At 65.2% G+C, this 14,657-nt stretch carries 15 protein-coding genes; 7 read left to right on the top strand and 8 right to left on the bottom strand.

Annotated features, from left to right (window positions below; genetic code table 11):
* The first annotated feature begins 129 nt into the window (after positions 1 to 129).
* Entirely contained in the window at positions 130 to 582 is a 453-nt protein-coding gene (locus tag AB0O58_RS19420) for a WYL domain-containing protein (protein ID WP_287453564.1), read from the top strand.
* Positions 583 to 696: 114 nt separating this feature from the next.
* Here the strand turns inward: AB0O58_RS19420 and AB0O58_RS19415 are convergent, their stop codons facing one another.
* Together AB0O58_RS19415 and AB0O58_RS19410 are read right to left on the bottom strand one after the other, a co-directional pair.
* Positions 697 to 1,113, bottom strand: a complete 417-nt coding sequence (locus AB0O58_RS19415; protein WP_027497386.1) for a cytochrome c oxidase subunit 4 — start codon at positions 1,111 to 1,113, stop codon at positions 697 to 699.
* A gap of 18 nt (positions 1,114 to 1,131) precedes the next feature.
* Positions 1,132 to 2,211: a cytochrome c oxidase subunit II gene (locus AB0O58_RS19410; protein ID WP_027497387.1), complete on the bottom strand. Its 1,080-nt coding sequence runs from the start codon at positions 2,209 to 2,211 to the stop codon at positions 1,132 to 1,134.
* A 222-nt stretch (positions 2,212 to 2,433) separates the two neighbouring features.
* On the opposite strand from AB0O58_RS19410, the gene asnB reads away from it, so the two are divergent.
* A complete protein-coding gene (gene asnB / locus AB0O58_RS19405) occupies positions 2,434 to 4,362 on the top strand; it encodes an asparagine synthase (glutamine-hydrolyzing) (protein WP_366238605.1) in 1,929 nt (642 codons plus the stop codon).
* A 69-nt stretch (positions 4,363 to 4,431) separates the two neighbouring features.
* Here asnB and AB0O58_RS19400 read toward each other — a convergent pair whose 3' ends face one another.
* From AB0O58_RS19400 to AB0O58_RS19390, 3 genes are all read right to left on the bottom strand, one after another.
* On the bottom strand, positions 4,432 to 5,406 hold the full coding sequence (locus AB0O58_RS19400; protein WP_032374545.1) for a carbohydrate kinase family protein: 975 nt from the start codon (positions 5,404 to 5,406) through the stop codon (positions 4,432 to 4,434).
* A 103-nt stretch (positions 5,407 to 5,509) separates the two neighbouring features.
* Entirely contained in the window at positions 5,510 to 5,875 is a 366-nt protein-coding gene (locus tag AB0O58_RS19395) for an iron-sulfur cluster assembly accessory protein (protein WP_027497390.1), read from the bottom strand.
* A 60-nt stretch (positions 5,876 to 5,935) separates the two neighbouring features.
* A complete protein-coding gene (locus AB0O58_RS19390; RefSeq protein WP_206498157.1) occupies positions 5,936 to 7,015 on the bottom strand; it encodes a glycerate kinase in 1,080 nt (359 codons plus the stop codon).
* A gap of 100 nt (positions 7,016 to 7,115) precedes the next feature.
* On the opposite strand from AB0O58_RS19390, the gene AB0O58_RS19385 reads away from it, so the two are divergent.
* The 4 genes from AB0O58_RS19385 to AB0O58_RS19370 are packed head-to-tail and all read left to right on the top strand — an operon-like array spanning position 7,116 to position 10,193.
* Positions 7,116 to 7,775, top strand: a complete 660-nt coding sequence (locus AB0O58_RS19385; protein ID WP_027497392.1) for a DUF3043 domain-containing protein — start codon at positions 7,116 to 7,118, stop codon at positions 7,773 to 7,775.
* 5 nt (positions 7,776 to 7,780) lie between these two features.
* Entirely contained in the window at positions 7,781 to 8,350 is a 570-nt protein-coding gene (gene cobU / locus AB0O58_RS19380; RefSeq protein ID WP_032387842.1) for a bifunctional adenosylcobinamide kinase/adenosylcobinamide-phosphate guanylyltransferase, read from the top strand.
* 44 nt (positions 8,351 to 8,394) lie between these two features.
* Complete coding sequence (gene cobT, locus AB0O58_RS19375; RefSeq protein ID WP_283348536.1) at positions 8,395 to 9,429, top strand: nicotinate-nucleotide--dimethylbenzimidazole phosphoribosyltransferase; 1,035 nt, start codon at positions 8,395 to 8,397, stop codon at positions 9,427 to 9,429.
* Between the two features lie 2 nt (positions 9,430 to 9,431).
* A complete protein-coding gene (locus AB0O58_RS19370) occupies positions 9,432 to 10,193 on the top strand; it encodes an adenosylcobinamide-GDP ribazoletransferase (protein ID WP_206498159.1) in 762 nt (253 codons plus the stop codon).
* On the opposite strand, the gene AB0O58_RS19365 is transcribed toward AB0O58_RS19370, so the two are convergent.
* Together AB0O58_RS19365 and gcvT are read right to left on the bottom strand one after the other, a co-directional pair.
* Positions 10,194 to 11,297: a branched-chain amino acid aminotransferase gene (locus tag AB0O58_RS19365; RefSeq protein ID WP_032374371.1), complete on the bottom strand. Its 1,104-nt coding sequence runs from the start codon at positions 11,295 to 11,297 to the stop codon at positions 10,194 to 10,196.
* A gap of 41 nt (positions 11,298 to 11,338) precedes the next feature.
* The gene (gcvT, locus tag AB0O58_RS19360; RefSeq protein WP_032374548.1) at positions 11,339 to 12,439 is read right to left on the bottom strand and encodes a glycine cleavage system aminomethyltransferase GcvT; all 1,101 of its coding nucleotides are present in this window, start codon (positions 12,437 to 12,439) and stop codon (positions 11,339 to 11,341) included.
* A gap of 129 nt (positions 12,440 to 12,568) precedes the next feature.
* Here gcvT and AB0O58_RS19355 point away from each other — a divergent pair, with 129 nt between their 5' ends.
* Entirely contained in the window at positions 12,569 to 14,092 is a 1,524-nt protein-coding gene (locus AB0O58_RS19355) for a leucyl aminopeptidase (protein ID WP_032374372.1), read from the top strand.
* Between the two features lie 49 nt (positions 14,093 to 14,141).
* Here the strand turns inward: AB0O58_RS19355 and AB0O58_RS19350 are convergent, their stop codons facing one another.
* Positions 14,142 to 14,483, bottom strand: a complete 342-nt coding sequence (locus AB0O58_RS19350) for a hypothetical protein (RefSeq protein ID WP_032368429.1) — start codon at positions 14,481 to 14,483, stop codon at positions 14,142 to 14,144.
* Positions 14,484 to 14,657 lie beyond the last annotated feature (174 nt).

Raw genomic sequence — 14,657 nt, 5'->3', positions numbered from 1 at the left:
GGTGGCCCTTGTCGTGGGCGAGTTACGACAGGACTCGCCGAGCACCTACATATGAGGTTGTACGGGGACCATCACGTGAGGGTGTACACCGATAACCGGCGTAGCGCCGAGAATTAGGCCTCGACGCGGGTGGTCGACCCGTACGGGATCGTAGCGAAATCAGGTCGCTGGTATCTCGTCGCCGACGACCAGGGAGACGGTCGACTGTTCGCGCTGGAACGGCTCTCGACCTACGAACAACTCGCCGCACCAGCTGCTGTTCAACCCGGGGAAACCCTCCGCACGAAATGGGCAGCGTTGAAAGGTCGCACCGAGAGACGAGGTCACGTGAGCGTCACCGTCCGCCTGCCGGAGAAAGGCCTCGACCTGGCTCGACGGGTACTCGCCGGTCGCATCCACGAGGTCTCCGCCGCGAAAGACGGCTGGTGCACCGTCGTCGTCCGCTATCCCGATATCGAGTCGGTACGTCAACTACTTCAATTCGGCGATCACATCGAAGTACTCACACCAGCCGCAGCTCGCGAACGCATCGGTCAGCTCGCCACAGTTCTGGCCGAAAAGCACTCGACCCCCGCCGGCTGACCCGGTCGGAATGCCCCTGCACTCGAGCGATGTCCCCGGTGTGCACGTTCCAGCACAGAAAAGGGCCCCGATCGCTCTCGTGAACGATCGGGGCCCTTTTCGGGTGTCTACAGGTCAGTGGCGTTCGGCACCGATGTGGTACTCGAAGACCAATCCAGCGGCCGAGGCGATGACGCACACGACGCCCAGAGCAATCAACCAGGGCTGGAAGAAGGCAAAGCCCAGAGCGGTGATCGACGCCGCCACGGCCAGCACGAACGGCCAGAAGCTGCCGGGGCTGAAAAAGCCCAGGTCGCCTGCGCCGTCACTTACCTCGGCGTCGTCGAAGTCTTCGGGCCGAGTGTCGAGCCGTCGCGCGACGAATCGGAAGTACGTTCCGACGATCAGCGTCAGGCCGACCGACAGGAAGATCGCCGTGACGCCTGCCCACTCGACGCCGGTTCGGCTCAATCCTGTGAACAGCGCATACACGATGCCGACCAGGAGGAAGAAGACCGTGAGGATCTCGAAGATCTTCGCTTCGATTTTCATATCAGCATGCTTCCTTGGTCAGTTGCCTTCGGCGACGGTGGCGGTACGGACGGTGCGATCGGTCTCGAACGGCGAGGTGCTGGTCGCGAGCGGGCTCTCGCCGATGGCTTCCAGTGCCTGCGCGTTGGTCAGCGCTTCGCCACCCTCGGACAACGGCTTGCGCAGCTCGATGTACTGCTCGAACTTGTCCGGGGACACGGCGCGAACCTCGAAGTTCATCATCGAGTGGAACGTGCCGCACATCTCCGTGCATCGACCGACGAACGAACCTTCGCGCTCGATTTCGCTGATCTGGAACACGTTGTCGGAATGGTTCTCCTCGGGGTTGGGGAGAACGTCACGCTTGAACAAGAACTCCGGAACCCAGAACCCGTGGATGACGTCCGAGGATGCCAGCACGAATTCGATGCGCTTTCCGGTGGGAAGGACGAGCACCGGAATCTCGGCGCTGGAACCGACCGTTTCGATCTTGTTGTAGTGCAGGTAGGACAGATCCTGGGGAATGGCACCGTGGATCGCGCCGGGCACGAACTCGCCGTCCTCGCTACCCTCGGCGCCTTCGCCGGGAGTTGCGGCGGCTTCTGCGGCGGCCTGCTCCTCTTCGTCGGTGCCCTCGTACTTGGCGGCACCGTCCTTGAGGTCGATCGTCCGGTATCCGAACTTCCAATTCCACTGGTATGCGGTCACGTCGACCTGGACGTCGGGATCTGCCTGCTTCTCGTCGACGTAGTTCTGCACCACGACGGTGAAGTAGAAGAGCACGGCGATGATCACGAACGGAACCGCCGTGTAGAACAGCTCGAGCGGAACGTTGTACGCGGTCTGACGCGGGAACTCCGGGGAGCTCTTCTTCTTACGGTGGAAGAGCACCACCCAGAAGATCAAGACCCACACGACGATGCCCATGACCAGGGCGGCGATGACCGACCAGGTCCACAGGTCGCCGATGCGTCGTCCCTGCGGAGTGACGCCCGAGGCGAAACCGAAATTGAGTACGTTGTCACTGCTGATGGAACAGCCCGACAGCATCAACGCGGCTACACCGAGAAATGCTGTCAGCCCCGCTCGCCGAAGGATCCGACTATGCGCCACGTTCACGCCTTCCTGATTGCCCACCACTGAAGAATAAGGGCTTCCACATGGAGATGCCCGAGTACTACGCAGCGTAGACCAAAGCTGACGCGGAGCCACCCTTGGGTCGTTACCTAGGTTCGAGCGTGTCTGCGGCATACTCGGTTGCTGATCGACCGTCCCGCTGACGACACGCGGAGATCCGGCCCCCGGCATTGTCCCCAACTGCGAGAAGAGGTAGCAGACGCTGTGTGTGGACTGCTCGGAGTACTGACATCTCACGGAACGACCGCCGCCGGCGTCGAGCTGGTGAGCTCGGCGACTCACTGCATGCGCCATCGAGGCCCGGACGAGCCCGGTGGCACCTGGCACGACGACGACGTCGTATACGGCTTCAATCGACTCTCGTTCATCGACATCGAACACTCGCATCAGCCGATGCGGTGGGGACCTCCGGGTTCACCCGACCGGTACGCGTTGGTGTTCAACGGCGAGATCTACAACTACCTCGAGTTGCGTGCGGAGCTCGCGCGCGATCACGGTGCAGAATTCGCCACCGAAGGTGACAGCGAGTCGATCGTCGCGGCATTTCACTACTGGGGCGCTTCCGCCGTGCAACGTCTGCGAGGAATGTTCGCCTTCGTCATCTGGGACACCGAGACTCGCGAGATGTTCATCGCGCGCGATCCCTTCGGCATCAAGCCGTTGTTCTACGCCACGGGCCCGGGTGGAACCGCGTTCGGCAGTGAGAAGAAGAGCGTTCTCGACCTGATGGAGCTGCTGGGCGTCGATCTCGACCTCGACCCGCGGGCCATCGAGCACTACACCGTGCTTCAGTACGTCCCGGAACCGGAGACGCTGCACGCGGGGATCAGGCGGCTCGAGTCGGGTTGCTACGCCACCCTCTCCCCCGGTACGCCGCCGAAGATCACCCGATACTTCACACCGACGTTCCCGGTGAAGCCTTTCGCTCCCGGCAGCGAGAAGGCTCGCTACCAGGAGATTGCCGAGGCGCTCGAAGATTCGGTCGCCAAGCACATGCGAGCCGACGTGACCGTCGGTTCCTTCCTCTCGGGCGGCATCGATTCCACGGCCATCGCGGCACTGGCGATTCGACACAATCCGAACTTGATCACCTTCACGACCGGCTTCGAGCGCGAGGGTTACTCCGAGGTCGACGTTGCAGCGGAGTCGGCAGCCGCGATAGGTGCTCGGCACATCGTGAAAGTGGTCGGACCGGAAGAGTTCGCGGCGTCCATTCCCGAGATCGTCTGGTACCTGGACGACCCGGTGGCCGATCCGGCGCTCGTACCGCTCTACTTCGTCGCCAAAGAAGCTCGCAAACACGTCAAGGTCGTGCTGTCCGGAGAGGGTGCGGACGAACTGTTCGGCGGCTACACCATCTACCGCGAGCCGCTGTCGTTGAAGCCGTTCGAGTCTCTACCCGCATTTCTACGCCGCGCAGCCGGATCGTTGAGCGAGCGCATTCCCGAAGGCACGCGCGGCAAGAGCTTGCTGCACCGAGGATCGATGACCCTCGAGGAGCGCTACTACGGCAACGCACGCAGCTTCAACGACGCGCAGTTGCGATCGGTGCTGCGTGAGTTCCGTTCGGAGTGGACGCATCAGGACGTCACCGCGCCCATCTACGCGCAGTCGCAGGGGTGGGATCCCGTGGCTCGTATGCAGCATTTGGACCTGTTCACCTGGCTTCGTGGCGACATTCTGGTCAAGGCCGACAAGATCACCATGGCGAACTCGCTCGAGCTGCGCGTCCCGTTCCTCGATTCCGAGGTCTATCGCGTGGCAGAGAAGTTGCCACTGGAGCAGAAGATCACCAAGAGCACTACCAAATACGCGCTGCGCCAGGCGCTGGAAGGCATCGTTCCCGGTCATGTTCTGCACCGCGCCAAGCTCGGTTTTCCGGTGCCACTGCGCCACTGGCTGCGCGGTACCGAACTCTTCGACTGGGCTCACCAGCAGATCGCCGAGTCACAGACCGATCACCTTCTGAACAAGGCCGCCATCGTCGCCATGCTCGACGACCATCGGGCAGGCAAATCGGATCACAGCCGTCGCCTGTGGACGCTGCTCATCTTCATGGTGTGGCACGGGATCTTCGTGGAGAAGCGCATCGTGCCGCAGATCGCCGAACCGGAGTACCCGGTCAACATCTGACGTGAGGCGACCGTGCCCGTCTCACCCATCCTCTGCGGATGGGTGAGACGGGCACGGTAAGCCTGAGACTCAGGCGGGCAGCAACGCGCCGATCTCCTCGCCGGCTTCGGCACCGTACGCCGCGCTCAAGCGCTTGATCGCGTCGTCGCGGTTGAGACTCCATTCCTGCGTTCCGGTGGTCTCGAGGACCAGCACGGCTACCAGAGAACCGAGTTGAGCAGCTCGTTCGATGCTCGCTCCGGCGAGGTGGCCGGTGAGGAACCCGGCACGGAACCCGTCGCCCACTCCGGTGGGATCGACCTTGCTCGTCTCGGGCACGACACCGATGTGGGTATGCTTCCCGCCCTTTTCGACGATATCCACGCCCCGCTTGCCCAGCGTGGTGACCCGCAGGTCCACCTTGTCCGCGATATCGGCGTCGGACATCCCGGTCTTCTGCTTGAGCAGTGCCCATTCGTATTCGTTGGTGAACAGGTAGGCCGCCCCGTCGATCAGGTCGGTGGCCTGTGCGGCGTCGAGTCGCGCGAGTTGCTGGGACGGGTCGGCGGCAAAGGGAACACCTGCCGCGCGGCACTGGTCCGTGTGGGCGGTCATCGCATCCGGATCGTTGGCCCCGATCAGCACGAGATCGAGCTCGTGCTGTGCGGCCAGCGCGTCGATGGAGATGTCGCGGGCTTCGCTCATGGCACCGGGATAGAACGACGCGATCTGCGCCATGTCCTCGTCGGTGGTGCAGACGAAGCGTGCTGTGTGCGCGGTGGCAGACACACTGACGCCACTGCAGTCGACTCCGTGCTCTTCGAGCCAGGTCCGATACTCGGCGAAGTCCGGCCCCACGGCTCCGACGAGGAGCGGAGAGCCGCCGAGGACCCCGAGTGCGTAGGCGATGTTTCCGCCCACTCCCCCTTTACGGATGACCAGGTCGTCCACCAGGAAGCTCAGCGAAATGTTCGCGAGCTGATCGGCGACGATCTGCTCGGCGAACCGACCGGGGAATCGCATCAGATGGTCGGTTGCAATCGAGCCGGATACCGCGAGAGTCACGAAGAAGAGCCTTTCGGAGTGAAGTTCTGGATGACCGACGAGCAGACACGACTGTGACCGATACACGAATACGTGTATCGGTCACAGTCGAGAGCGAGTCAGCTCAGTTGAACGAGTCGCCGCACGCGCACGATCCGGTCGCGTTCGGGTTGTCGATCGTGAAGCCCTGCTTCTCGATCGTGTCCACGAAGTCGATGGATGCACCCTCCACGTAGGGAGCGCTCATCCGGTCGACTGCGAGGGTGACGCCGCCGAAGTCGACCGCGAGGTCGCCGTCGAGGCTTCGGTCGTCGAAGAAAAGCTGATAACGCAGTCCTGCACACCCACCGGGCTGTACAGCAATGCGCAGCGCGAGGTCGTCGCGGCCCTCTTGATCCAGCAACGCCTTGGCCTTGGCCGAAGCGGTCTCCGTCATGGTGACCTTGTGCGCCGTGGTTTCGGTCGTTGTGGTCTCATTCGAAACGGTCATGGGCTCTCCCTATCAGTCGTACCAAACCCGTGAACAAACTCAACCGTACTCCGGGTTGCTCTATTCCTTGCGCGCGCCGCCCCTGTTCGAGGGCCCGGCAACAGCACTGCTCGCCACGTGCGCGGCCAGCTTTTCGAGCTGATTGGCCGCATCGGTCATGGCCACCTCCACAGACCCGGCGAACTCGCTGATCGAGTGAGCGGCCGAGATACCGGCCGACGCCAAGTCGTCCTTGCTCAACGTCACCTGGCCGGCGAGCACCACGGTCTCGATTCCGGTGGCACCGCCTGCAGCGGCGATTCTGGTCACCAACTTGCCTCGCAGCGACTGCGAATCGAACTTTCCCTCGCCGGTCAGCACAAGGTCGACGGAGTCCAGGAGTTCCCGCTGACCGGTTCGTTCCGCCACGACGGCAGCACCCGGCACCTGCCTGCCACCGAGCGCGAACAGGGCCGCCCCCATCCCGCCCGCGGCACCCGCACCGGGACGGTCTGCCACATCGTGGCCCGCAGCCGACAGAACGGCAGCCCAGTCGGCGTTCAGTTCTTCGAGTCGCTCGACCGTCTCGGTGTCGGCGCCCTTCTGCGGCCCGAACACCCGAGCAGCACCGGCATCGCCGAGCAGGGGGTTCTCCACGTCCGACGCGGCGACGAGGTCGATTCCCGAGAACCGTTCGATTGCCGACCCCAGCCCGCCGAGTGCGCGGATCATCGCTCGTCCACCGTCGGTGCAACTGCTCCCGCCGAGTCCGACGACGATCGACGTGGCGCCACTGTTCAACGCCTCGCTCAGCAGCTGTCCGACGCCGTAGCTGTTCGCCTTCAATGCCGACTGCGGAGTCAGTGGACCGTCGACGAGGTGCAGCCCGCAGGCCTGAGCAGATTCGATGTACGCCACCGTGCCGTCGAGCAGCCAGCGGGCCTGCACCGGCGTCCCGAGCGGTCCGTCCACGTCGGCGACGTGGACTGTGCCGATGCGCGAGGCCAGTACCTCGACGAACCCCGGTCCACCGTCGGATTGGGGTGCCAGTTCCAGCTCGTCACCGCTCCGGACGCCCGCCCATCCTCTGGCAATGGCGGCGGCTGCATCTGCGGCAGTCAGGGTGTCCCCGAAGGAGTCCGGCGCAATCATCACTCGCATTCTCGGAAGTGTAGGACCGCGGTACCCGAACAGCATCCGGTGCTGCGCCGCTGACCTGGCCGGTGTTCGAGGACCTCCGCTCATCCCATACTCTGGTTGCGTGAAGCTGCTACGCCGTGGAAACTCTGACAATTCGGACGGACAGGACTCGAACGAGCCCGAGTCGACTGTGTCCGCCGGCGAGGCGACCTCGCCGGTGTCTCTCGGCAAAGGCCGACCGACCCCCAAGCGCCGTGACGCCGAGGCCCGCCGCCGCGGGCCGGTCGCTCCGGCTCCCCTGACGAGCAAAGAGGCACGAGAGCGCCGCAAGGCGAACAAAGGCAGCAAGGAAGACCGTAAGGCTGCCTCGAACGAACGGCGTGCAGCAGCTGCGGAGCGTCGGGCGCGCATGCTTGCGGGCGACGACAAGTATCTGCTGCCTCGTGACAAGGGCCCGGTGCGTGCCTACGTTCGCGACATCGTCGATGCGCGGCGCAATCTTGTCGGCTTGTTCATGCCGCTCGCTCTCATTCTCATCTTTGCGCTGTTCCTGCAGCCGCAGGTACAGCAGTACGTCACTCTCGGCATGTTCGTGATGATGCTGTTCATGGTCGGCGAGGGCATCTATCTCGGCAAGATGATCAACAACCGCATTCGCGTCCGGTTCCCCGACACTCCCGACGGCGGCTTCAAGATCGGCTGGTACGCCTTCGTACGGGCGTCGCAGATTCGGAAGATGCGTGCCCCCAAGCCGCGAGTGAGCGCCGGCGAGGCCGTCTGACGTCGGTGGCCGTGCCGTCTCGAACGCTCGTCCTCGGCGGAGCCAGATCCGGTAAGTCCGCGCACGCGGAATCGTTGGTCACGACCCGCCCGGTCCGTTACGTCGCGACCGGACAGCGCGATGCGTCCGACGAAGACTGGCAGCAGCGCATCGAACTCCATCGTGCGTCGCGTCCGCCTGAGTGGACCACGGTCGAAACCGTCACCGGGCTGGCGGCGGTGGTGGCTCAGCGCTGGGGCGGCACCACGATGGTCGACGATCTGGGCACCTGGCTGACGGGAATGCTCGACGACGCAGCGGCCTGGGACCTGCCTCGCGGGACGATCGCTCCGGCCGTGGACGACTTGGTCGCGGCGGTCTCGGACTGCAGGTCGACTCTCGTGATCGTCAGCCCCGAGGTCGGCATGTCCGTGGTTCCCGAGTCGCGTTCGGGTCGACTGTTCCGTGACGAGCTCGGTGTCCTCAATGCGCGTCTCGCGCACGTGTGTGACAGGGTTCTGCTGGTCGTCGCGGGCCTCGCGCTGACCCTCAAAGAACCACCGGCGGATTCCCTGACCGCGAAAGGCCCAGTGTGACAACTCCTGTGGACGAGATTCCGGCACCATCACCGTTTCGACCGGTGCCCTCGCCGTCCGATTCCGCGCGGTACGAAGCTGCCGAGCGGCAAGGTCGGTTGACCAAGCCGGCCGGTAGCCTCGGCCGTCTCGAGACGCTCGGCGAGTGGATCGCCGCCTGCCAAGACGTCAGTCCGCCGAAGTCCTTCGAGCGCGTCCGTGTCGTCGTCTTCGCCGGCGACCACGGCGTCGCCGCTCATGGAGTGTCCGCCTACCCGCCCGAGGTCACGGCGCAGATGGTCGAGAACATTCGCGCGGGCGGTGCTGCGGTCAACGTCCTCGCGACCATCGCCGGGGCCACTGTTCGGGTGGTCGACATCGCTGTCGACGCCGACACCGATCCGTCGGTGTCCGCCTTCAAGATTCGGCGCTCGAGTGGTTCCATCGACCGCGAGGACGCACTGAGCGAGGACGAGGTGCGCGCCGCCGTCGCCGCCGGCGCTGCCATCGCGGACGAGGAGGTCGACGCCGGTGCGGACCTTCTCGTCGCAGGCGACATGGGCATCGGAAACACCACGCCCGCAACCGTATTGATCGCCACCCTCACCGATACCGAACCGGTCGCTGCCGTCGGCCGCGGCACCGGAATAGACGACGCCGGGTGGATCAGGAAGACCGCTGCGATCCGGGACGCGATGCGGCGGGCTCGGCCGGTCGCCAAGAATCCCAGCGACCTGCTGCGGGTGGCCGGTGGCGCCGACATCGCTGCCCTCGCCGGCTTCCTCGCGCAGGCGGCGCATCGGCGTACCCCGGTGATCCTGGACGGTCTCGTCGTCACAGCAGCAGCACTGGTGGCGGAGGACGGTGCGGCCGGTGCCAGCGCCTGGTGGGTCGCCGGGCATCGTTCGGCCGAGCCCGCCCATTCACTTGCCTTGCGGCACTTGCGACTCGAGCCGTTGGTGGAGCTGTCGATGCGACTCGGTGAAGGCTCCGGCGCGTTGGCGGCGTTGCCGCTCGTTCGTGCAGGAGTCGACACGTTGAATTCGATGGCGACGTTCGCCGACGCCGGCGTCAGCACCGGCGACCCCGAAGTCCGCTGACCGTGAGGCTGCGGGCCGAGGGTCTGGTGCTCGCGTTCTCGTGGTTGACGGTGCTGCCCGTGCGTGGACCGTCGCAGGTCGACAGGGTCCGCGCCGGTCGCGCGATAGCGCACGCTCCCCTGGTCGGTCTCGTCCTCGGGTGCGTGTGTGCGGCACTGCTGTGGGCGACGACGGTTGCCGGGTTGTCGGCAATCCTGTGCGGCCTCATCGCCGTTGCCGCCGCCGCGCTGCTGACGCGCGGGATGCACATCGACGGGTTGGCCGACACCGCCGATGGGCTCGGCTGTTACGGCCCGCCCGAACGTGCGCGCGAGGTCATGAAGTCCGGTAGTGCCGGACCGTTCGGGGTGGCGGCCATCGCTCTGACGTCGGCGATTCAGGCCGCGAGTCTGGGTCAACTCGCGCAGGAGCGACTGTGGTGGGCTGTCGTCGTGGTTGCGGTGACTGCCCGGGTGGCGGCAGTCCTGGCCTGCCGCAAGGGAATCGACGCATCGACGTCGGGCGGCTTCGGTGCGCTCGTGGCCGGAACGCAGTCCAACGCCGTCCTGACGCTGTGGGTGATTGCGGCAGCAGCTGCGTCGGTCTTCGCGCACCCCGATCGACCCTGGCAAGGGCCGCTGGTCGTCGTCGCGGTCCTGACACTGTCGGTGTTTGCCGTTCGACACTGCGTCCGACGCTTCGGTGGCCTCTCGGGCGATGTTCTCGGTGCCGCGATCGAGACCACCACGGCGTCGGCCGCGGTGGGCCTGTTGATCGGCAGCTGATCAGCGGAGCTTGGTCATCCAGCCGTGGGTATCGGCGAAGGTGCCGCGCTGGATGCCGGTGAGGGTGTCTCGCAGTGCGAGCGTGATCTCACCGGGTTCTCCGCCTGCGATCTCGAAAGAACCGTCGGTGGATTTGACGCTGCCCACCGGGGTGATGACAGCTGCTGTGCCACAAGCGAACACTTCGGTGATCTCGCCCGCTTCGGCACCCTTGCGCCACTCGTCGGTGGAGATCCGTCGTTCTTCGACGGGGATGCCGGAGTCCGTCGCCAAGGCCAACAGCGAGTCGCGCGTGATTCCGGGGAGCAAGGACCCGGACAGCGAGGGCGTCACCAACCGGGCGTCGGAACCCGAGCCGAAGACGAAGAACAGGTTCATGCCGCCCATCTCCTCGACGTAGCGGCGCTCGGTGGCGTCGAGCCAGACCACCTGATCGCAGCCCTCGTCGCTGGCCTGCGCCTGCGCGAGGAGGGAGGCGGCGTAGTTGCCTGCGAACTTCGCGGCACCGGTGCCACCCGGTGCTGCCCGGACGTATTCGGTGGACAACCACACGCTCACCGGTTTGACGCCACGTGGGAAGTACGCGCCTGCGGGTGAGGCGATCAGCATGTAGCGATACGCGTCGGCGGGGCGCACACCCAGACCGGCTTCGGTGGAGAACATGTAGGGCCGCAGATAGAGCGCGTCCTCGCCGCCCGCCGCCGGGACCCACTCGTGATCGAGCTCGAGCAACTTCTCGATAGAGCCGATGAACAAGTCGTCCGGCATCTCGGGCATGGCAAGCCGCTTCGCCGAGGTACGGAATCGTTCGGCGTTGGACTGCACCCGGAAGGTGGACAGATCGCCGTTGGGCTGGCGGTAGACCTTCAGGCCCTCGAAGATCGCTTGGCCGTAGTGCAGGACCATCGCCGCGGGGTCGAGCTCGATCGGACCGTACGGGGTGATCCTCGCATCGTGCCAGCCGCCGTCGCGGGTGTAGTCGATGCTCACCATGTGGTCGGTGAAGTGCTTTCCGAATCCGGGCGCAGCGAGTACCACGTCACGCGCCGCGGAGGTTGCGGGCGAAGGATGCTGCACGTACGTGAATTCGGAAACACCTGTCATGCCGGGAATCCTATCGTGGGGTTCGTGGCGGTCTCACGCGGTCACCTGGTCTTGGCGACGACGAACGGCGGTGCGACCACTTCGCAGCGCAGGGCGCGGCCCCGAACGTCGACCTCGACCTCCGAACCCACCGCGGGAGCGGCCTGCGCGTCGAGGAGTGCAAGGGCGATACCGACCTTGAGAGTGGGCGAGAAAGTGCCGGAGGTCGTCGTTCCGAGATCGCGTCCCGACGCGCGCACCGTGAGACCGGGGCGTAGAACGCCGCGATCGAGAGCTTTGAGCCCGCGCAGAATCCGTGCCGGACCGTCTGCCTTCTGGGCGGTCAATGCGTCCTTGCCCCAGAACGAGTCCTTGTTCCACCCGATCGCCCAGCCGCATCGTGCTTCGAGGGGCGAGATGTCCTGCGCCAGTTCGTGTCCGTGCAGCGGGTACCCCATTTCGGTGCGCAGCGTGTCGCGCGCTCCGAGCCCGCACACCTGACCGTCCCGAGACCGCACCGCAGCCAGCAGCGCCAGGAACAACGGTTTCACGTCGTCGGCAGACGGGATCAGCTCGTAGCCCTGTTCGCCGGTGTAACCCGTGCGGCAGACCCGGACAGGCAGCGAGTTCCAGGTGGCGTCCTCGAATGCCATGTAGTCCATATCGGTCGGTAGACCCAGTTCCTGCAGAACCTCGGACGCCTTCGGCCCCTGCACGGCCAGCACTCCGAACTCGCGGTGCCGGTTCACCACCGAGACCCCGGCGGGGGCAGCGGCAGCCATCGCCTCGACCACAGCTGCCGTGTTCGCAGCATTGGGTACCAGAAACACGTCCTCGTCGGAGACGAAGTAGGCGATCAGGTCGTCGACGACGCCACCGGACTCGGTGCAGCACAGCGTGTATTGCGCTTTGCCCGGTTCGATTCTGGTCAGGTCGTTGGTGAGGACGGAGTTCACGAATGCGGCGGCCCCGGGGCCGGTCACCGACGCCTTGCCGAGGTGGCCGACGTCGAACAGACCCACCGTTTCACGCACTGCCGCGTGCTCGACGACGACGCCGGCGTACGAGACCGGCATGGTCCATCCACCGAACGGTGCGAACGTCGCGCCGAGTTCGGTGTGCACGGCGTGGAGTGGTCCTTCGATCAACTCGGTGTCGGTCATGGCGGCCACGCTAGCTCACCTCGCGGAGCGTCTCAGGTCGGTCGCCCCGGTGCGTCCCTCGATCGTCGACGCCGCCGACCGTCATTAGGATCGAGGGACATACACGTCAACCCCTACAGGAGCAGCCACGTGCCTTCCCCCTCGACGCTCACCCGCACTCTCGGACCCGACCTGGTTCTCGCGGGCAAGCTCGGTAAGAAAGTCGACGTACTCGTCGTCGCATTGAGCACGAGTGACGACGGCCTCGAACTCTCCATCACCGACGACATTTCCGACGATGCGATCGCCACCGAATTGCTCGACGCGTTCGAAGCCGTCGGTGCCACCGGCAAGGCCGACGAAGTGGTGCGTATTCCGGCTCCGGCCGGCCTGGCCGTGGCGAGTGTGTTGGCCGTGGGCCTCGGCAACGCCGCCGACATCGACAGTGAACGCATTCGTCACTCGGCCGGCACCGCGGCTCGCGCGCTGTCCGGTGTCGAGACGGCGGCCACGACGCTCTCGGCGCTCGATCTGGGTGCGGCTGCCGAGGGCTTCTTCCTCGGCGCGTACCAGTTCGCCGAGTTCAAGTCGGCTCTCTCGGCACCGAAGCCGTCTGCGCTTCCGGTGACTCGGATCGAGTTGTTGGTGCCCGACACTCGCTCCAAAGATGCCAAGCGCGAATTGGAGAGGTCGATCGCGATTGCCGAATCAGTGGCTGTCGCAAGGGATTTCGTCAACACTCCGCCCAGCCATCTCTACCCGGAAGAGTTCGCGGCTCAGGCCAAGGCGCTGGGCAAGGCGGCCGGCCTCGAGGTCGAGATTCTCGACGACAAAGCCCTCGAGAAGGGTGGCTACGGCGGCATTCACGGAGTGGGCAAGGGATCGTCCCGACTGCCTCGGCTCGTGCGCCTGACGCACTCGGGAGGCAAACGCGGCGCGAAGAAGGTTGCTCTCGTCGGTAAGGGAATCACGTTCGACACCGGCGGCATCTCCATCAAGCCGGCTGCCGGCATGGAGAACATGACCTCGGACATGGGCGGTGCGGCAGCGGTCATCGCCACGGTGGTGCTCGCCGCCAAGGTCGGTCTGCCGCTCGACGTCATCGCCACCGTCCCGATGGCGGAGAACATGCCGTCGGGCACCGCTCAGCGCCCCGGCGATGTGCTCACCCAGTACGGCGGCATCACCGTCGAGGTGATCAACACCGACGCCGAGGGCCGCTTGGTGCTCGCCGACGCGATCGTGCGGGCCTGCGAGGACGATCCGGACTACCTGATCGACACCGCGACGCTGACGGGCGCTCAGGTCGTCGCACTCGGCAACAGGACTCCCGGCGTGATGGGTACCGACGACTTCCGCGACCGCGTCGCAGCAATCTCGCAGGCGATCGGCGAGAACGGATGGGCCATGCCGTTGCCGAAGGAGATTCGCCGCGAACTCGACTCCAAGGTCGCAGATCTCGCGAACGTCACCAACGGTCGAGCAGGTGGCATGCTCGCCGCTGCTCTGTTCCTGAAGGAATTCGTCGCCGACGGCGTGGAATGGGCTCACATCGACGTTGCCGGCCCGGCGTACAACACCGGTGGTCCGTTCGGCTACACCGGCAAGGGCGGCACCGGGGTTCCGGTCCGAACCATGTTCGCGGTTCTCGAGGACATCGCCGACAACGGTTGATCGTCTCCCGTCCGTGCGCGAGGCCCCAGGCCCTCGCGCACGGACGGCGTCAGCTGTCGCGCTGCTGTTGTTCGCGCTGCCGAACGATCTTCTGCCGAGCGTCGTGATCACGCATCCGCTGCGGATAGCCCGTCTTGCGGACGTCGTACACCGGAATCTTCAGGTCCGATCCGATCTTTCGTACATATTTTTCATCGAGTGGTCGACGCGTCCACTCACCGTCGTTCGCGACCAGAACCACCGTCAGCGGCGTGACCGTCGTTTTCGGTTCCACGTAGGCCTCGACGCCGATTCGCGCCGAGGTCCAATCGGCCAGGTACTGGGCAACCGAGCCCTCGGGTGCCCGTTTCGCGCCCCCGCCGCTCGACTTGAATCGATCGAACAATCCCACGCGAACTCCTCTTTCGTACGGCCGGCGAAGTCCGAGTTTCGGTGCCGGATCTTTGTTACCCACCAGTTCGACAGGCGTGTTGCACGCCCTAGGGGAACGGCGAGGCGACATCAATGGAAGGATGACATTAGAGGGTTCAGCTCTCTTGATTGTGAACCAAGGCTCGTGAAGTGA

It is taken from the genome of Rhodococcus sp. NPDC080181, assembly GCF_040702225.1.
GTDB classification, from domain to species: Bacteria; Actinomycetota; Actinomycetes; order Mycobacteriales; family Mycobacteriaceae; genus Rhodococcoides; species Rhodococcoides fascians.
The sequence above is the reverse complement of the archived record's forward strand: the minus strand, read 5'-3'. Positions and strand labels throughout refer to the sequence as shown.